This is a genomic window from Streptosporangium sp. G11 (assembly GCF_051192615.1).
Lineage (GTDB): Bacteria > Actinomycetota > Actinomycetes > Streptosporangiales > Streptosporangiaceae > Streptosporangium.
The window spans coordinates 178876-198186 of the sequence record NZ_JBPJUQ010000002.1; the positions used below are offsets into that span (position 1 = coordinate 178876).

Genomic DNA, 19311 nt, shown 5'->3' on the forward strand with positions numbered 1-19311 from the left:
AAGTGAACCTCCCACTAAAGATCGGATGTATGCGCCTTCGGTGTGTGCGAGCACCAAAGGCACTACAGGAAAGAATCTTTACTATTTAAAATCGAGCGCCAGTCTTACATGATCGTAAGGGTCGCGCAAGACTTTGGGGAGGGGTTCACAGAGGCAACAAAACCCGCGCGAAAGTGACCCTTGCGCCCTCAGGACGAAGGTGTAACACTGACGACCGCAGAACTAACTGAAAGGTTTCTTTCCAGAAAGAGACCCTTCCCGATGCCCGCCCAACTGGTCAAATATGCACAGAGCGGGCCTTTTGCGCACTAACCTCCAACGCGATTACGTGAACTACCGGGCCCGCGTCCGACAAAGGAGCCCTGCGTGTTCCCACCGGAGACCGTTCCAACCGGACAGCCGGGGACGGAATACCCCCTGTCGTACGGCCAGCAGCGGCTTTGGTTCCTCCATCGGCTCGATCCGGGCGACTCGGCCTACAACACATCCTATGTTTACAGGTTGAAAGGTCTCCTTGACAAGATCGCCCTGGAGGCCGCTTTCACCGCCGTGGCGGCACGGCACGAGAGCCTGCGGACCCGGTTTCCTGAAGTGGCCGGGGAGCCCGTGGCGATCGTCGAGCCGCCCTCGCCGGTGACGGTCGAGCGGCTCACCGCCCAGGGCGAGCAGGAGGTCGCGGCCCTGGTCGCGGCGCTCACCAACACGGCCTTCGACCTGGCCGCCGCACCGCCGTTCCGCGTCTCGCTGATCGAGCTCGGCCCCGCCGACCACGTGCTCTGCGTCGTCCTGCACCACATCAACGGTGACGGCTGGTCGCTGAACGTGCTCCGTTCCGAGGTCGCCACCCACTACGGGAGCAGGGGCACCGCCCCGCTGCCCGAGCTGCCCCTGCAGTACGGCGAGTACGCGCGCGCCCTGCGCCCCGCGGACTCCGAGCTCCGCTGGTGGACCGAGCGGCTGGCCGGGGTGCCTCCCCTGGAGCTCCCGGCCGACCGGCCGCGTCCCGCCCGGCGGACCGGCGCGGGCGCCGAGGTCGAGTTCCGGATCGCGCCCGACGTGGCCGCCTCGATCGGCGCCCTCGCCCGCAGCGCCCGGTGCACGCCGTTCATGGTGCTGCTCTCCGCCTACCAGATCCTGATGCACCGGCACACCGGCCAGACCGACTTCTGCGTGGGCACCCCCTCGGCCGGTCGCGGCAGCACCGAGCTGGAGACCATGATCGGTTTCCTCTCGACCACGCTGGCCCTGCGCTGCGACGTGTCCGGCGACCCCACCTTCGAGGAGCTGCTCAAGCGCACCCGCAGGGTCGTGCTGGACGGGCTCTCGCGGCAGGACGTCCCCTTCGAGCGCCTCGTGGTGAACCTCGACGTGGAGCGGGACCTGAGCCGCACACCCCTGTTCCAGACGCTGTTCGCCTTCCACACCCACGGTGAGCTGGCCGATCCCCTGCCCGGCCTCGAAGCCGGGCACTTCCCCAACGGCTGGGCCCGTGCCCGGCTCGACCTGTCGGTGGACCTCTACCCCGGCGACGACGGCGCCCTGCACGGCACCGCCATCTACAGCACCGAGCTGTTCGACCGCGAGACCGTGGAGCGGATGGTCGCCCGCTTCCAGGAGTTGCTCGCGGCCGTCGTGGCGAGCCCCGGCTCCCCGGTGAGCTCGCTGCGGATGCTGCCGGACGCGGAACTCGGCCTGCTGGAGGAGTGGAACGACACCGCGGCCGAGCTGCCCGAGGTCACCCTCGTCGACCTGCTGCTCGACCAGGTCGCGGCGACCCCCGACGCGGTCGCGGTACGCGCCGCGCCCGCCCGTGGCGTCTCCCCGGCCGGGCCCGCACCGGCGAGCGCGCGGGCCGGCGGACCCGACGCGGAGGAGCTGACGTACGCGGAGCTGGCCGGGCGGGCGACCGAGCTGGCCGGGCGGCTGGGCGCGGCCGGGATCGGGCGCGGCTCGCTGGTCGCGGTCCGGATGGAGCGCGGCGCCGACATGCTCGTCGCCCTGCTGGGCGTGACGATGAGCGGCGCGGCCTACCTTCCCGTCGACCCCGACTACCCGGAGGCGCGCGTCTCGTACGTGATCGAGGACTCCGCGGCGGCACTGGTCCTGACCGGCCTCGACGACCTCCCCCCGGTGACCGGTACGGTGACCGGCGCGGCGGTCCCCGTCGCGCCCGCGCGGCCGCTTCCCGGCGACACCGCGTACGTGCTCTACACCTCGGGGTCCACCGGGCGGCCGAAGGGAGTGGTGGTGCCCCACCGGGCGCTGACCAACTTCCTGCTGGCGATGCGCGACCTGGTGCGTTCCTCGCCGCGGGACGTGTGGCTGGCGCTGACCTCGCTGTCGTTCGACATCTCCGCCCTGGAGCTCTACCTGCCGCTGGTGACGGGCGGGCGGGTGGTCGTCGCCGACGCGGAGACGGCCCGCGACGGGGTGCGGCTCGCGCGTCTCGTCGGGGACGAGGGCGTGACCCACGTCCAGGCGACGCCCTCGGGGTGGCGGGTCCTGCTCGCCGGGGACCTGCCGCGCGTGGTGGGCCTGACCGGCGGCGAGCACCTCGCCCCCCGGCTGGCCCGCGAGCTGCGTCCCCGCGTCGACCGGCTCGTCAACGTCTACGGCCCGACCGAGACCACCATCTGGTCCACGGCCTGGGACGTTCCCGAGAACCCCGGCGAGATCGTCATCGGCCGCCCGATCGCCAACACCGTCGTCCACGTCGCCGACCCCGGCGGCGGGCCGTGCCCGATCGGGGTGGCCGGGGAGCTGCTCATCGGCGGCGAGGGGGTCGCCACCGGCTACCTCGGCCGCCCCGCCCTGACCGCGGAGCGCTTCGTCCCCGGCCCCGGGGGTTCGCGGCACTACCGGACGGGAGACCGCGTCCGCCTCCGCAACGACGGCACCCTGGAGTTCCTCGGCCGGACCGACAACCAGGTCAAGCTGCGGGGCCACCGCATCGAGCTGGGCGAGATCGAGGCCGTGCTGGACGCCCACCCCGGCGTGCGGCAGGCGGTCGTCGCGGTGCGCGGGGACCGGCTCGTGGCCTTCGCCGTACCCGCGCTACCCGCTCTACCCGCCGCGCCGGACGGCGCGGAAACGGAGCGCACGGGGAACGCGGGAGCGCTCGACGGTCTCGGGGAGCACGCCGCGCGCGAGCTGCCCGGCTACATGGTGCCCAGCGTGTTCGTCGAGGTGGAGGCGTTGCCGCTGACCCCCAACGGGAAGGTCGACCGCAACGCGCTCCCCGACGTGGACGCGGCGGCGCCCTCCCGGGACGCGATCGCTCCCCGCACCCCGGGCGAGCGGATGGTCGCGCAGGTCTTCGCCGAGGTGCTCGGGACGGCGGAGGTCGGGGCGTACGACGACTTCTTCGCCCTCGGCGGGCACTCGCTGCTGGCCACCATGGTCACCGCGCGGCTGACGGCGCTGTCCGGGACGGAGGTGCCCGTCCGTGAGGTGTTCATGCGGCCGACGGTCGCCGGCCTGGCGGAACTGATCGCCACCGCGTCCGGTGACAGGAGCGACGGACCGCGGCCGAGGCCCGAGGGAACCGTCCCGCCGCTCTCCTTCGGCCAGGAGCGGCTCTGGTTCCTCAACCGGCTCGACCCGGACGACGCGTCGTACAACATGTGCCTGGTCAGGCGGATGCGCGGGCCGCTGGACCGGGAGGCGCTCGCCGGGGCACTGGCCGGGACGGTCGCCAGGCACGAGAGCCTGCGCACCCGCTTCCCCGAGGTGGACGGCGTGCCGGTCGTGGTCGTCGACCCGCCGGGGCCCGTGACCGTCGAGGAGATGGACGCGGCGGGCGAGGCCGGGGCGCCGGAGCTGGTCGCGGCCCTGACCAACGCGCCCTTGGAGCTGGGCGCCAGGCCGCCCCTGCGCGTCACCCTGATCAGGATCGCCGAGGACGACCACGTCCTGTGCGTCGTGCTCCACCACATCCTCGGTGACGGCTGGTCGCTCAACCTCATCTTCGACGAGGTGTCGCGGCTGTACTCCGGGGCCACCCCCCTGCCCGCGGTCCCGCTCCAGTTCGGCGACGTCGCCCTCTGGCAGCGCGGGCGCGACCTCGGTGACCTGCTCGCCTACTGGCGGGACAGGCTCGCCGACCCTACCCCGCTGGACCTGCCGGTCGACCGGCCGCGCACCGCCGGGGCCGCCAGGCGCGGCGACGTGGCGAGCGTCCGGCTGGACGCGGCGGAGGCCGCCGCCCTGACCCGGCTGGGCCGGGAGCACGGCGCCACCATGTTCATGGTCCTGCTCGCCGCCTACCAGGTCCTGCTGTCCCGGCACACCGGGCGGAGCGACATCCTGGTCGGTACGGCCACCGCCGGCCGGGACCGGGTCCAGCTCGAACCGGTCGTCGGCTACCTCAGCGACACCCTGGTCATGCGCGGCGACCTGTCGGCCGACCCCACCTTCGCCGGGCTGCTCCGCGAGACCCAGATCGGTGTCCTGGACGCCTTCTCCCACCAGGGCGTGCCGTTCGAGGAGCTGGTGACGGCCCTGAGGGTCGAGCGCGACCTGACCCGCACGCCGCTGTTCCAGACCATGCTCATCCTGCACACGCAGGACTTCGCGCAGGCCCGTGATGCCTTCGCGGGGCTGACCACGACGGGCTTCGAGCACGGCATGCGGCAGGCCAAGCTCGAACTGATGCTGGAGGCCTGGCAGGACGAGCACGAGCTGACGCTCAGCTTCGTCTACGACGCCGAGCTGTTCGACCGGGCCACGATCGAGGCCATGGCCGCGCGGTTCCGCCTGCTGCTCACCGCGCTGCCGGAGGCGTCCGGCGCCCGGGTCTCCGAGCTGCCGCTGCGCACCGGGGACGACGACGCCCTGCTCCGGCGCCTCTCGCGAGGACCCGCGCGACCGCCCGCTCCCCGGGTGCCGGACCTGTTCGCGGCGACCGTACGGGACACGCCGGGCGCGACGGCGATCGGCTGCGGGGGCGGAACGCTCACCTACGCCGAGCTGGACGCCCGCGCGGACGAGCTGGCGGCGCTGCTGCGGGAGCGCGGCGTCGTCCCCGGCGACGTGGTCGGCGTCTGCCTGGACAGGTCGCCCGACGCCGTGGCGGCCCTGCTCGCCGTCTGGCGGGCGGGGGCGGCCTACCTGCCGCTCGACCCGGACCACCCCGCCGAGCGGCTCGCCTTCATGCTGGACGACAGCGCCGCCTCCCTCGTCCTCACCACGGCGAGCCTGGACGGCCGCCTGCCTCCCGGCACGCCACGCGCGCACGCGGACGACCGCCCCCTCGCGCCGGCGAGCGCGCCGGTGCCCGGCCCGGCCGCTTACGTGATCTACACCTCCGGGTCCACGGGAACGCCCAAGGGGGTCGTGGTCTCGCACCGCAACCTGGCCGCCCGCGTCGCGTGGATGCGTGAGGCGTACGAGCTGGGTCCCGGCGACCGGGTGGTCCAGTTCGCCTCGCTGAGCTTCGACACCCACGCCGAGGAGATCTACCCGGCCCTGGCCGCCGGGGCCCGGCTGGAGCTGCTGCCCGAGGGCGGTGTCACCCTGCCCGACCACCTCGATCAGGTCACCGTGCTCGACCTGCCCACGGCGTACTGGCACGCGCTGGTCGACGACATCGGAGAGATCGCCTGGCCGCCGTCCCTGCGGCTGGTGATCCTCGGCGGCGAGCAGGCGCACGAGGCGGCCGTGACCCGCTGGCGGGAGCGCTTCGGCGACCGGGTGCGGCTGGTCAACACCTACGGCCCGACCGAGGCGACGATCATCGCCACCGCCGCCGAGCTGGACGGCTCCCCCGGGCGCCCGCCCATCGGCGTCCCGATCGCCGACACCTCGGTCCTGCTCCTGGACGCCTCGGGCGAGGCCGTACCGCCGGGGGCGCCGGGCGAGCTGTGCGTCGGCGGGGCCGGGGTGGCCGTCGGCTATCTGGGCAGGCCGGACCTCACGGCCGAGCGCTTCCCCACCCTCGGCGTCCCCGGGGTCCTCGGGGTCCCCGGTGGGGAGCGGATCTACCGGACCGGCGACCTGGCGCGCTGGCGGGCCGACGGGCGGCTGGAGTTCCTCGGCCGCCTCGACGACCAGGTCAAGGTACGCGGCTTCCGGATCGAGCTCGGTGAGATCGAGGCGCGGCTGCTGGCCCACCCCGGCGTCGGCCAGGCGGCGGTGGCCGTGCACAGGGAGACGCTGGTCGGCTACGTCGTCGGCACGGCCACGGGGGACGAGCTGGCCGGGCACCTGGCCGGGACGCTGCCCGCCTACATGGTCCCCGCCCTCTGGGTGAACCTCGCCACGCTGCCGCTGACCACGAACGGCAAGCTCGACCGGGCCGCGCTACCCGCGCCCGAGGCCGGCCCCCGGACGAGGACCGCCCCGCGCGGCGACGCCGAGGAGCTGGTGGCCGAGATCTTCGGCGAGATGCTGGGCATCGAGGACGTCGGCGCCTTCGACGACTTCTTCGCGCTGGGCGGGCACTCGCTGCTCGCCACCCGCGCCGTCGCCAGGCTCCGCGCCGCCGTCGAGGTGGACGTGCCGATCCGCACCCTGTTCGCCCGCAGCACCGTGGCCGACCTCGCGGCGGCGGTGGAGGAGCTGCTCGTCGCCGAGCTGGCTGAAATGTCCGACGAGGAGGCCGAGCGCCTCATGGAAACCGGGAGCTGAGATGGATTACCGCGTCGTGGTCAACCACGAGGAGCAGTACTCGATCTGGCCGGACGACCGGGACATCCCGGACGGCTGGCGCGAGGAGGGCGTCTCCGGCACCAAGGAGGACTGTCTCGCCCACATCGACCGCGTCTGGACCGACCTGCGCCCGCTCAGCGCGAGAAGATCGTGAAAGGCCGCGAGATGTCCGGCGGCTGGATCCGGATCCCGGCGAGAGGCGCCGGAGACCGTACGAGAGGGGCTCGCAATGGTTAGGGAACGGCTGGCGGCGATGGTGGCCTCGGCCTCCGACGGAGCGGTCACGGCCAGGGAGGCGCTGGCCGCCACGGTCCCGCTGTCCGCGCTGGGGGTCACCTCCCTGGCGCAGATGCGGCTGATCGACGCGGTGGAGACCGAGTTCGGGGTGGAGATCGACCTGTCGGGCGACGGGTTCGACCTGCTGGACGACCTCGACGCGCTGGAACGCCATATCAACGAGGCGCGGCGCGCGCATTCCTGAACTCATTTCGAACGGGGGAAGCACATGGACATCCGGTTCTCGGGGAGCCGATCGGAGATGGCACCGCTGACCTGGGGACAGCGGGCCATCTGGGACACGATCCAGAAGACGGCGCCGGACGACCACTACTTCAACTTCGGCCGCGTGCTCGCCGTGCCCAGGCGGGCCAGGCCGCTCACCGTGGCGGGGGCCGCCGAGGTCCTGCGCACGCTGGTGGAACGGCACGAGTCACTGCGCATCAGGCTGGGTGAGGCGCCGTACGGGAAGGCGGCCCACGCGGGCGGCGGGACACCATACGGAAAAGCAGCCCATGCGAGCGGCGGGGCGCCGTACGGGAGGGCCGTCCAGACGGGAGGCGCGGCACCGTACGGGAGCGGTTCCCCGGAGGGCGGCGCGGAGCCGTGGCAGGTGCTGGCGACCGGCGGCTCCATCCCGGTCACCGTGTCGGAGGGCGACCCCGAGCGGCTGCGGGACGCGCTGGCGGAGACGGCGTTCGACTACGGGAACGAGTGGCCCCTCAGGATCGGGCTCGTCGTCGACCGCGACGAGGTCACCCACATCGTGCTCGTCTTCTGCCACCTGGCCGCCGACGGCCTCGGGGCCGAGGTGGCGGTCACGGACCTGCGGCTGCTCCTGCTGCGCGGCTCCGTACCCGGACCGCCCCCGCCCTCGCCGCTGGAACTGGCCCGCTGGCAGGGCTCGGAGCAGGGCCTGAAGGTCGCGGCGGTGGCCGCGGAACACTGGGAGAGCGAGTACCGGCGCATCCCCCCGACCATGTTCGACCGGCGGGCCGGCGCCCCCGCGGACCCGCCGATCTGGCGGGCGCACCTCGTCTCCCGGGCGATGGACCTGGCGGTGCAGCGGATCGCCGCGCTGAGCGGCGCGAGCACCTCGACCGTCCTGCTGGCCGCCGCGTCCATGCTGGCCGGAAGGGTGACCGGCCACGACGTGACCGCGATGCTGCCGATCGTGGGCAACCGCTTCCGCGGCGACACCGTCAACGCGGTCACCACGCTCTCCCAGGAGGGCCTGTTCGTGCTGGACCTGCGCGAGGGCGGTTTCACCGAGCTGCTGCGCGCGGCCAAGCCCGCCGCGCTGCGCGCCTACCGGTCCGCCTACCACGACCCGGACGACCGGGACCGGCTCACCGAGCGGGCCGGCAGGGAGCGGGGCGTGGGGATCCACCCGTACTGCTGCTTCAACGACATGCGCTTCACCGACCGGGTGGACGCCTCCCCCGACGAGCTGAGCGTGCGGCGGGCGCTGGACGAGACGACCCTCACCTGGCCGCTCAGCCAGGAGCGGCTCAACTGCCGGTTCTGCCTGCACGTGACCGGCGAGCCCGGCGGGCTGGGCGTCTCGCTCACCGCCGACACCGGCTACCTTCCCCGTCCCGACATGGAACGCTACCTGCTCGACCTGGAGTCGCTGCTGGTCGAGGCCGCCTTCCGCGAGGTGCTGGAGCCGGTCGGTTGAGCATCCCGTCCAAGCCGGAGGCCCGCCGGCCGAGCACGCTTCCCACGACCGAGGCCCGGAGACCGCACGCTGGAGGTATCCGATGACGGTCCACGCCTATGCCGAGTCGACGTCGTGCGTCCAGGGCGGCGCGCTCCGCTTCCACCTCGCCCGCGCCTCCCGTGCCCCGCTGCGCGGCTCGGTGCTGGTCGAGGACGTGGCCGCCGACCTGGCCGTGCTCGACGGGGAGTTCACCGGGCCGGTGTGGGCGCTCGACGTCTCCCCCGGCTGGCGCAGCTCGCTCTACCGCGCGGTCTTCACCGCCGACGAGGACACCTGCGAGGTCTACTTCGTCGTACGGGCCGCCCGTCCGGGCTCGCCGATCCTGCTGTCGATCCCGTTCCCGACCTGGCAGGCGTACAACAGGGCGGGCATCCCCGGCGAGTCCATCTACTGGACCGAGCAGCCGACCCGCGCCTCGCGCGTCTCCTTCGACCGGCCCGGCGGCGGGCCGCCGCCCGAGCGCTGGGAGGAGGGCATGATCCGCTGGCTGGGTCCGGCCGGGTACGACGTCGACTACTGCTCGGCGCTGGACCTGCACGAGGGGCGGGAGCTGCTCTCCGGCTACCGGCTGCTGGTGGTCAGCGGGCACGACGAGTACTGGTCGGCGGGGATGCGCGACAGCGTCGAGGAGTTCGTCCGCCGGGGCGGCAACATGGCCGTCTTCTCCGGCAACACCTGCTGGTGGCAGTTCCGGCTGGAGGACGACGGGCGCACCATGGTCTGCTACCGCGACGCGATCGCCGACCCGATGGCCGCCGTGGACCCGGCCCTGACCACCGTCGAGTGGTCCAGCGCGCCGGTGAACCGGCCGGAGAACAGCATGATCGGGGTCAGCTTCCGGCGCGGCGCGGGCACCTGGGGACCGTACATGCAGCGCATGCGGGACGAGTCCTACACCGCCCGCTTCCCCGAGCACTGGGTGTTCGAGGGCACCAAGCTGGGCGAGGGCGACACGTTCGGGCGGGGCTCCATCGGCTACGAGACGGACGCCTGCGACTTCGTCGAGGTGGACGGCGTCCCGATGGCCACCGGGCGCGACGGCACCCCGCCGTCCTTCGTCATCCTGGCCACCGCCGACCTGCGGCACTGGCACCGGTACGGCCAGGGCGGCATGGCCACCATGGGCGTCCTCGGCCTCGGCGCCGGGACGGTCTTCACCGCCTCCACCGTGAACTGGGGCAACACCCTGCACGACCCGGTCGTGGACCGGATCACCCGCAACGTGCTGGACCGGCTGTCGGTGCGCGCGGGCGGCTGGGAGACCATCGGCGGCGCGGACGGGATCGGCGCGCTGACCGTGTTCGACTCCCTGCTGTACGGCGCCACCCGGGACGGCTCGCTGTTCACCCGTGAGGTCTCGGAGCAGAACCTGCGCTGGCGGCCCGCGGGCACCGCCCCCGCGCTGGTCGCCCTGGCCACCCCCAGGGAGGCCACCGCCCTCCACCCGATCGGCCTGTACGGCCTCACCGCCGACGACCGGCTCGTCCACCTCGACCCCGGGGGCGGCTGGATCACCCTCGCCGACGGGCCCCGCGGCGGGGTCGGCCTGGGCATGGTGAACGGCGAGCTGTTCGCCGCCGCCGCGGAGGGCCTGTGGCTGCTCGACCCGGAGACCTCCACCTGGAGTCTGGTCGAGGCCGGTGCCGGTGCCGTGGCGCTGACCGCGATGAACGGCCGGCTGTACATGGCGGACGCGGACGGCCGGATCAGCACGCGGCTGCCGGTGGCGACCCCGGCCGGATGGACCGGCCTGTGCGACGCGGGCGGCTGCACCGTGCTGACCGGGCACGCGGGCGCCCTGATCGGCACCGGCCGCGACCGCCCCCTGCTGCGGCGCGCGAACCTCCTGGAGGAGGCGGCGCCCACGCCGTGACCCGCCCCGGCCGGGGACCTTCCGGCGGCGGGTTCGAGGCCGCCGGCCGCGTCCTCGAGCCGCGTCCTCAGGTCGTGGCGGCGGTCTCGGTGAGCGCCGGGTAGTCCTTGAGCTCGATGTCCGTGGCGAACCTGTCCGTCAGCCTGAGCATCGCCCGCAGCAGGAACCGGTGCCTGAAGAGCCGGTTCCGCATCCTGATCCGCCGCCACGTCGCCGGGGCGAGGAAGGGACCGGCGCTGCCCTTCCTGGCCACCCCGGCGTAGCCGCGGAAGGCCTCCTCGTACTCGCGGAACGCCGTCCGGTGGTCGCCACCGGCCGCCGCCAGCTCTCCGGCCAGCACGTACGCGCCCACGACGGCCAGACCGGTGCCGAAGCCGCCCAGGGTGTTGCCGTAGGCGGCGTCGCCGAGCAGCACCACCCGGCCCTTGGCGTAGTGGTCCATCTCGACCCTGCTGATCGAGTCGAGATAGAGGTCGCGCGCCTCCGGTAGCCTGGCCATGAGCTCGGGAACCCGCCAGCCCATGCCCCGGTAGGCATCGGCCAGGATGCGTTTGTGCAGCTCGACGTCGTAGCGGTCGTAGTCGAGCCGCTCGGAGGCGAAGACGAAGAACGCGGGTGACTTGGGGCCGCCGAACGCCGCCATCCGGCCGGGCTCGTTGTACATCACGCTGTCGGAACCGCCGTCGAGGTCGGCCAGCGCGTAGTAGTGGCCGAGGAAGCGCACGTGGTCGGACTCGGGACCGAAGGCCAGCCGCCGCACGTTGGAGTGGATGCCGTCGGCGCCCACCACGAGGTCGAAGGTACGCGGCGCGCCACGCTCGAAGGTGACGTGCACGCCGCCCGCCGTGTCGGTCAGCGAGGTGAGGGAGTCGCCGAAGACGTACTCGCAGCCTTCCCTGGTCCTCTCGTACAGCAGGGCGGCGAGGTCGCCGCGGAGGATCTCGATGTCGCCGCCGGTGAACTCGCCGGGCATGACCGCCAGCCGCCTGCCGTTCGCGTCGACGATGGTCTGGTCGGTCCCGCCGGTCTGGCGCCCCCGCACCTCCCGGAGGATTCCCATCCGCTCCAGCACGACGCGGTGGGTCTCCCCCTTGAAGTCGACGGCCTGGCCGCCGGGGCGGAGCGCGGGCGACCTCTCGACGACGGTGACGGCGTGGCCGGAGCGGCTCAGCCAGTGGGCGAGCGCGGGCCCGGCGATGCTCGCCCCGGAGATGAGGACCGTGGTGTTCTTCATGCTCACGAGCTTCGAGGGGGGCGCTGACAGCCCACCGACCATCGGCTGACAGCCGAGCGCTCCCGGCGCCGGACCCCGTCAGCCGCCCCCGGCGCCGGACGCTTTCGGCCTCTTCCCGCGCTTCTCCCGGGACGGGCGCCTTCAGTCGTCTTCCGCGTCGAGCGCCGCGAGCACCTCGTCGCGGCGCATCGCGGCCCCGCGGGCGTACGCCGACGCGAACGCCTCCGCGCCGACGAGGTCGCGGGCGCCCGCGGCGACCCCGGCGACGTCGCGGTCACCGGCCACGGCCGTCCCGCGCAGTGCCACCGCCATGCCGAGCAGCAGCGCCGCCCGTGTCCCCGCCCCTTCGAGCAGGGCGGCTCCCGCCCGGCCCTCGACTGCGTCGGCGAGGTCCATCACCAGCGGCGACCTGCGCGCTTGGGCCTGCGCCCGGCGATGGTGGAGCAGTGCCCCGGCGAGATCGCCCTCGGCCTCGGCCAGCCGTCCCAGCGCGGTGAGCGCCCGCGCCGACTTCGCGCCGAAGGCCCCGGTCTCCGCCCCTCGGAGCGCCAGGTCGATCCGGCGACGGGCCTCGGGGAGGTCGCCTTCGAGCCGCGCGATCTCACCCAGTCCCAGATGCGTCACGGCGGGCACGTCCGGCGCGCCCGCCTTCCTGGCGAGTTCCCCGGCGCGCCGGTGGTCGGCGGCAGCGGCGGCGAGGTCGCCCTCGCGCGCCAGCGCCTCGGCCCGGCGCCCCAGCACGTCCGCGGTCTCCTCCAGGGCGCCGAGTTCCTCCAGCAGCTCCAGCGCCTCCCGCCACAGGTCGCGGGCGCGTGCCCACTCCCCGCGCCAGCCCGCGACCAGGGCCAGCCAGTCGAGTCCCTGAGCCGTCCCCCAGCGCTCCCCCAGGGACCTGAAGCGAGCCAGCACCTCCCCCAGCTCCCGCTCGCCACCGGCCGGATCACCGCCGAGCACCTTCAGCAGGGCGCGGCTCAGCCCGACCAGGGCCAGGCTCCACGGGTCGGAACCGAACAGCCTGTCGGTCTCGGGCCCGGCGGGCGGCGGCGACTCCGGCGGCCCGGCGGACATGCCCCACAGTGCCGCGGCGAAGGGGTGGCGCAGCGGCCGGTCCCGCGACCGCATGATCGCCTCGGCCCGTTCCCAGTGTTCGGGCAGCGCGCGCGGCACGGCGTGCGCCACGCACATGACGTACTCCTCCTCCAGCCCGGCGAGGGGACGGGCGGTCGCCTCGAGCAGCTCGGCCGCGGCCTCCCCCGCGTCGCCACGCCGGCCGCCCAGCCACCAGTACGCCGCCAGCGCGGCGACCAGCCGCAGCCCCGTCTCCCGGTCGTCGCGCACGGCCCAGCGCAGCGCGGCCGTCAGGTTGCCGTGCTCGGCGGAGAGCCTGGCCAGCCAGCGGAGCTGTTCGGCCCTGCGCAGGTGGGGGTCGGCGCGCCGGGCCAGGTCGAGGAAGTGGCGGGCGTGGCCACCGCGCAGGCGGTCCTCCTCCCCCGCCTCGGCCAGCCGTTCGGCGCAGAACAGCCTGATCGTGTCGAGCATCCGGTAGCGGTCGCCGTCCGTCTCGACCAGCGACCTGTCCACCAGGTCGGCCAGCAGCCCGGCGGCGTCCTCGACCTCGCAGACCGCCTCGGCCGCCTCCAGGGACGCGCTTCCCGCGAACACGGAGAAGCGCCTGGCCAGCACCTGCTCGTCGGGCGAGAGCAGGTCCCAGCTCCACTCCACCACCGCGCGCAGGGTCCGGTGGCGGGCCGCCGCCGTGGGATCGCCGCGCGACAGCAGCCGGAACCGGCCGTGCTCCGCCAGGCGCGTGGCGATCTCCTCGACGGTGAAGGAGCGCAGCCGCGCGGCCGCCAGCTCGATGGCCAGCGGCAGTCCGTCCAGCGCCGCGCAGATCCGGATGACCGTCTCCACGTTGGCCCGCCGCACCTCGAATCCCGGCCGTACGGACGCCGCCCGGTCGGCGAACAGCCGCACGGCCGGGCAGGCCAGGGCGGCGGACGGCGAGGAGTCCGGCGGCGGGGTCTCCAGCGGTGCCAGCGGCACCAGGGTCTCGCCGGTGATGCCGAGGGGCTCGCGTCCGGTGGCCAGGACGGCCAGCCCGGGGCACTCTCCCAGCAGCCTGCGGGCCAGCGTGGCGGCGGCGGCGCTCACGTGTTCGCAGTTGTCGAGGACCAGCAGCAGCTCCTGCCTGGCGAGTGCCGCCACCAGGTGCTCCACGAGGTCGGCCGGGCGCGGCGAATGGAGCCCCGGCTCGCGCAGCCCGAGCGCGCCGAGCACCGCCCTGGCCACCTGGTCACCGCCACCGGCCGGGACGTGCCCATTGTGCGAGGGGGGACCGCCGAACGGGACAGAGCCACCGGACACACCCGACACGGCGGGCCCCCGGGACGAGGCGGGAGCGTCGGGCGGAGCGGGACCGTCGAGCGGGGAGAGGTCGACGAAGCACACCTCGCGCCGCCCGCGTCCGGCCGCCTCGATCGCCAGCCGGGTCTTGCCGGTGCCGCCGGGCCCGGTGATCGTGATCAGCCGCGAGTCGCGCAGCGCGTCGATCCGCTCCAGCTCCCGCTCGCGTCCCACGAAGCTGGTGAGCTGGGCCGCGAGCCCCCGCCGTGGCGGCGGCGCGGGCCGCTCGGCGCGCAGGACGGCCAGATGGATCGCGGCGAGCTCGGGTGAGGGATCGACACCGAGCTCCTCGGCGAGGATCCTCCTGGCCTCCTCGAACACCGCCAGCGCCTCGGCCCGCCGTCCCGCCGCCCGCAGGGCGAGCATCAGCTGCCCTCTGAGCCGCTCCCGCAGCGGATGCGCGGCCACCAGCCGCTGCAGCTCCGCCACCGAACCCCCCTCGGGCAGAGCCGACTCCGCCTCGGCGAGGTCCTCCGTCGCCGCCAGCCGCAGCTCCTCCAGCCGGGCCGCCGACGCCCGCCCGAAGGGCAGGTCGGCCAGCGCGGGCCCGCGCCACAGATCGAGCGCCTCCCGCAGCGGACCGACGGCGACCGCGTGGCGGCCCGCCAGCAGCAGCCGCCGCCCCTCGCGGGCCAGTCGCTCGAACCGGTGGGCGTCGACGTCGTCGGGGTCGGCCACGAATCGGTAGCCGGTCCCGTGGAACTCGATCACCTCGGCAGGCAGGCTGCGGCGCAGCCGGGAGACCTGGGCCTGCACCGCGTTGGCGGCACCGGCGGGGGGATCGTCACCGTACTGGCCGTCGATCAGACGCTGGACGCCGACCACCCGGCCCGCGTCGAGCAGCAGCATCACGAGCAGGGCACGCGGCCGGGGCCCGCCCACGGAGATCTCCTCACCGATGGGGGACCGCACTTTCAGAGGACCGAGAACGCCGAACCGCACAACCTCGATTCTCCCTCGCGGAGGAAGGGACATCCGTACGGAGGGGACCGTAGTCCCACGAGATACGGGATGACCTCCCGGCTCACCGGCCGAACCGGAGGAAGGGCACGGACGAGCCCGGCTCCGCGGGTGCCGGGCAGCCCGGGTTCTGGAGCCCTGTCAGGCATCTGACCGCCGACTAGACTCGTGGTGTGTTCGATTCGCCCGACTTCGATACGTCGTGCTATGTCGATTTCGACACACCGGCGTATGTGCGGCACACGTACAACAGCTGGGACGACGCCGGTTGGCGGTCGCTGCTGGTACAGAGCTTCGACCACGTCTCCGAGGCCGAGCATCTTCCGTTGCCCGCGGTGTCTGACCTGCACATCGTGCTGTGTGTGGCCGGCAACGCGGACGTCCGGCTATACGCCGGCGGGAAGCCCGTCGGGCGGCGGTGGGTGCCGGGCCACCTGGAGCTCATGGTTCCCGGGCGCGCCACCTCCGTCACCTATCGGGCGACGTCCAGGTTGCGGACCACCCAGGTGCACATTCCCTCGTCGGCCGTCCGGGAGGCCGCCGGGGCGCTGGGCGGTCGTGAGCCCGACTTCGAGGGGCTGTCCGCCGCCCTTCGGGCGGGAGATCCGGTCGTCGAGCAGCTTCTCCGCGCGCTGCCGGGCACCGGCGGCGTCGGCGACCTGTACGCGGAGTCCGCCGCGGCGTTCCTCTCGACGCACGTGCTGACCCTCGGCAGGGACGTGCGCCTGCCCGGTCCCGAGCATGCCGCCGTCCGGGCGGGCATCGCCATCATGCGGGAGCGCCTGGCGGAGCCGCTGACGCTGACCATGATCGCCGTCGAGGCCCATCTGAGCGTGTACCACTTTGTCCGAGTTTTCCGGCAGGCCACCGGCGAGACACCGCACCGGTACCTCACCCGGTTACGGATCGAGCGGGCGCGGCGGCTACTGTCCAGCAGCTCCCTCAGCATCGAGCAGATCGCCACGCGGTGCGGGTTCGCCAGTCCGGGCGCGTTGTCGACGGCCTTCCTGCGCCACACGGGTGTCCGCCCCTCGACGTACCGCAAGAACTGATCGATCGACGGCAATCGCCCGCATGTCCAGTGAAGTAGGGAGCGCCTACGTTTAGGCGCATGCCGTACTCCTATGGCGTTACCGCACGCTCGCGGGCCGCTCCCGACGCCGTCTTCGCGGCGCTCACCCATGCGGCCACCTGGCCCCAGTGGACGCCGATCGACTCCGTCGACGTCGAGAGCGGCGATCCCGAGGACCGGCAAGAGGTCGGCGACACCAGGATCTTCCGCACCGGCCGCAGCGTCGCCCGGGAGCGGATCGTCGAACTGGTCGACAACCGGCGGTTCGTCTACGACAACGTGAGTGGGCCCTTCCGTTCGTATCGCGGGACCATCGATCTCGCCCCGGTACCCGGCGGGGGCACGCACATCGCGTGGTCCGCCACCTTCGACCCCAGGATGCCGCTCTCGGGGGGTTTCTGGCAGTGGTACCTGACCCGCTTCATGCAACGCGTGGTTGACGGTCTCGCCGCGTACGCGAACGCCACCGAGGGGTGATCAGCACCTCCTCATGGCGGCGGCGGGGGGCCGGGGCACAACGCGTCCCCCCGCCACGGCCGGCAGCCGTTCCACGACCATCCGCGACAGTGAGGGGAAGCGCGATGTCCACGACGAGAGCACGCTCCATCCGTAGCCGGAAGTGGTGGGCGCTGTGGGGGCTGATGGCGGTGTCCGCGGTCGGCTTCGCCGCCCAGTCGGTGCCGCCGTACCTGACCGGAGACACGGCCGACGCCGTGTTGCCGCTCAACCCGGATGTGGCGCTGCACTACCTGTCCCTGACGGTGCACGCCGTCCCAGGTGGCCTCGCCCTGGCCCTCGGGCCGTTGCAGTTCGTCAACCGCCTCCGCGTCCGCCGTCCCAGGTTGCACCGCGTCGTCGGCCGGGTGTACATGATCTCCGTCGTGATCGCGTCCATCGCGGCCGCGTTCGCCGCCGCGGTCACGATCAGCGGCTTCGCGGTCCAGGTCGCGTTCTACATCCTCGTGGCGGCGTGGCTGTACACCCTGGCCATGGCCTACCGGAGCATCCGCCGCGGCGACGTGCAACTGCACCGGATCTGGATGATCCGCAACTACGCTCTGACGTTCGCCGCGGTCACCCTGCGCGTCTACCTGCTCCTCGGCCTGCAACTGTCCCCCTCGGTGGAGTTCGAGGCGATCTACGCCGCCGCCGTATGGGCGTCCATCCTGGGCAACGTCCTCGTGACCGAGTACTTCATCGTCCAGCGCATGCTGGCGCCCTTGGCCCGTCGTCAGCAGCACCGGGACGCCCCGCTGGTCTCCACACCGGTATGACGGCCTCGCCGGGCGGTTCGTGCGGTCGTCGCCGTCAGCGGACGGGCGCACGAGTTATCTGCTCGGCGCCACGGTCCAGTTCGTCGTGGAACTCATCGTCGTGGAAATCATCGCCCCAGCCCCGACCCGGCCTGAGCCGTGTCTTCGAAGTGATTCAGATATGCGGGATCATCACCGGGTGATTCGTCGTCATGCACTGTCCGACGCGGAATGGCGGTGGCCGCGCGGTCTCGGGACCACATAGGTTCACCTCCATGGTTGACGCGACTTTCGGGCATCCGCGCCTCGCCGCCATCTACGACCCGCTCGATCCGGACCGCAGCGATCTCGACGCGTATCTCGCGATGGCGGAGGAGTTCGGCGCGCGGTCCGTGCTGGACATCGGGTGCGGTACGGGCGTGTTCGCGCTGCTGCTCGCCGAGCGCGGGATCGCGGTCACCGGGATCGATCCCGCGCGGGCGTCCGTCGACGTCGCGCGTGGCAAGCCGGGAGCGGAGCGGGTGCGCTGGCTCGACGGCGACGCTGGGGACCTGCCGCCCATGCGGATCGACCTGGTGACGATGACCGGGAACGTCGCCCAGGCGATCGCCGATCCGCGGGCATGGCGTAGGACGCTGCGCGGCGCGTACGAGGCGCTGCGGCCCGGCGGGCGGCTTGTCTTCGAGACGCGCGATCCGGCGCGGCGCGTGTGGGAGGAGTGGGCGGAGTGGACGCGCGAGACCACGTACCGCATGACGGATATTCCGGGCGTCGGCCACGTCGAGACCTGGGCCGAGCTGACGGACGTGAACCTGCCGCTGGTGAGCTTCCGGGGTACGCACGTGTTCGCTGCGGACGGGGACGTACTGACCTCGGAATCGACACTTCGCTTCCGCGAACGTACGGAGATCGAGCGGGACCTGCACGAGCACGGCTTCGTCGTCGAGGACGTACGCGACGCACCCGACCGGCCGGGCAAGGAGTTCGTGTTCGTGGCGCGGCGTGATACCGCGGAGCCCGTCCCACCCGGAACGCCCTAGGGACTGCGCACCACGCGGGGCCGGGCAGACGGGACTTTGAAGACACTCCCCAGGATTCCTGGCCTGCACGACGTCCCGCCGCTCACGTTCGGCGAGCAGAACCGATCTGTTCCGCGTTCACCGAACAGCGCGATCCCATGACACCGCCGTACGGCGGTGGTCAGAGGGCGCGGGGGCCGTAGAGGGCGGCCGGGGCGCCGGTGGTCATGGCCCAGTAGCGGTCGCCGTAGGACCAGTGCCACCACTCGGTGGGGTAGTTGACCAGACCGACCGTGTCGAGGGCGACGCCGAGAAGCTTGCGATGGTGGCGGGCCTCGGGGGACAGACCGGAGGCGTCGGTGTAGCAGGCGCCGTCGCTCTGCTCGGGGGTGGCGTTGATCGGGGTCCCCATGTCGAGCTCGGTCCCGTCGTCGGTGGACAGGGTCAGGTCGACCGCCGCTCCCGCGGTGTGCGGAGCGATCTCGACGGGCGACACGTAGCGGCTCGCCGCGGCCAGCAGCTCCGCGGGCGACATCTCCGGATACAGCGCCCGTAGCTCCGTCGAGTATCCGTCGAAGATCTCCTTCTGCGCCGCCGGTGGCCGGTACCCCTCCACGACCAGCAGCCGGTATCCCCCGGGAAGCTGCTCCTGCGCCTCCTCCAGCCGGGTCAGCAGCCCGAGCCTGAGGTGGGCGAAGGCCCCCTCGGGGTCGGCGAGCCGCTCGTCCGTCCGCAACCGCCCCCGGACGTCGACCAGCTGCTCCCCGGACTCCTCGACGGGGATCGAGGTGACTCGGGCATCGGAGATCAGAACGATGTCGCGCATGGCGGCAATTCTTCCCCAAGCGCC

The 19311-nt window shown here is 73.1% G+C and carries 12 protein-coding genes; 9 read left to right on the forward strand and 3 right to left on the reverse strand.

What is annotated here, in order from left to right; all coding sequences use genetic code 11:
• Positions 1-366: 366 nt before the first annotated feature.
• From ACSDR0_RS02880 to ACSDR0_RS02900, 5 genes are all read left to right on the forward strand, one after another.
• Positions 367-6627 (forward strand): amino acid adenylation domain-containing protein, encoded by a 6261-nt coding sequence (locus tag ACSDR0_RS02880; protein WP_435287123.1) that lies wholly within the window; start codon positions 367-369, stop codon positions 6625-6627.
• A 1-nt stretch (position 6628) separates the two neighbouring features.
• Positions 6629-6802, forward strand: coding sequence for an MbtH family protein (locus ACSDR0_RS02885; protein ID WP_435287124.1), 174 nt, complete (start codon positions 6629-6631; stop codon positions 6800-6802).
• Between the two features lie 75 nt (positions 6803-6877).
• On the forward strand, positions 6878-7129 hold the full coding sequence (locus tag ACSDR0_RS02890) for an acyl carrier protein (RefSeq protein WP_329091875.1): 252 nt from the start codon (positions 6878-6880) through the stop codon (positions 7127-7129).
• A 57-nt stretch (positions 7130-7186) separates the two neighbouring features.
• On the forward strand, positions 7187-8605 hold the full coding sequence (locus ACSDR0_RS02895; protein ID WP_435287125.1) for a hypothetical protein: 1419 nt from the start codon (positions 7187-7189) through the stop codon (positions 8603-8605).
• Positions 8606-8687: 82 nt separating this feature from the next.
• Complete coding sequence (locus ACSDR0_RS02900; RefSeq protein WP_435287126.1) at positions 8688-10520, forward strand: N,N-dimethylformamidase beta subunit family domain-containing protein; 1833 nt, start codon at positions 8688-8690, stop codon at positions 10518-10520.
• A 67-nt stretch (positions 10521-10587) separates the two neighbouring features.
• Here ACSDR0_RS02900 and ACSDR0_RS02905 read toward each other — a convergent pair whose 3' ends face one another.
• Positions 10588-11754, reverse strand: coding sequence for an FAD-dependent monooxygenase (locus ACSDR0_RS02905; protein ID WP_435287127.1), 1167 nt, complete (start codon positions 11752-11754; stop codon positions 10588-10590).
• Positions 11755-11895: 141 nt separating this feature from the next.
• A complete protein-coding gene (locus tag ACSDR0_RS02910) occupies positions 11896-15039 on the reverse strand; it encodes a BTAD domain-containing putative transcriptional regulator (RefSeq protein ID WP_435287128.1) in 3144 nt (1047 codons plus the stop codon).
• Between the two features lie 251 nt (positions 15040-15290).
• Here ACSDR0_RS02910 and ACSDR0_RS02915 point away from each other — a divergent pair, with 251 nt between their 5' ends.
• The 4 genes from ACSDR0_RS02915 (at position 15291) to ACSDR0_RS02930 (ending at position 18482) form a co-directional block, all read left to right on the forward strand.
• Complete coding sequence (locus ACSDR0_RS02915; protein WP_435287129.1) at positions 15291-16169, forward strand: helix-turn-helix domain-containing protein; 879 nt, start codon at positions 15291-15293, stop codon at positions 16167-16169.
• Between the two features lie 59 nt (positions 16170-16228).
• The gene (locus tag ACSDR0_RS02920) at positions 16229-16666 is read left to right on the forward strand and encodes an SRPBCC family protein (RefSeq protein WP_435287130.1); all 438 of its coding nucleotides are present in this window, start codon (positions 16229-16231) and stop codon (positions 16664-16666) included.
• Positions 16667-16770: 104 nt separating this feature from the next.
• Positions 16771-17463 carry a DUF2306 domain-containing protein gene (locus tag ACSDR0_RS02925; RefSeq protein WP_435287131.1) on the forward strand — a complete coding sequence of 231 codons (693 nt, stop codon included), beginning with the start codon at positions 16771-16773 and terminating at the stop codon, positions 17461-17463.
• Between the two features lie 254 nt (positions 17464-17717).
• Positions 17718-18482 (forward strand): class I SAM-dependent methyltransferase, encoded by a 765-nt coding sequence (locus tag ACSDR0_RS02930; RefSeq protein ID WP_435287132.1) that lies wholly within the window; start codon positions 17718-17720, stop codon positions 18480-18482.
• Between the two features lie 160 nt (positions 18483-18642).
• Here the strand turns inward: ACSDR0_RS02930 and ACSDR0_RS02935 are convergent, their stop codons facing one another.
• Positions 18643-19287 (reverse strand): M15 family metallopeptidase, encoded by a 645-nt coding sequence (locus ACSDR0_RS02935; RefSeq protein ID WP_435287133.1) that lies wholly within the window; start codon positions 19285-19287, stop codon positions 18643-18645.
• Between the last annotated feature and the right edge of the window lie 24 nt (positions 19288-19311).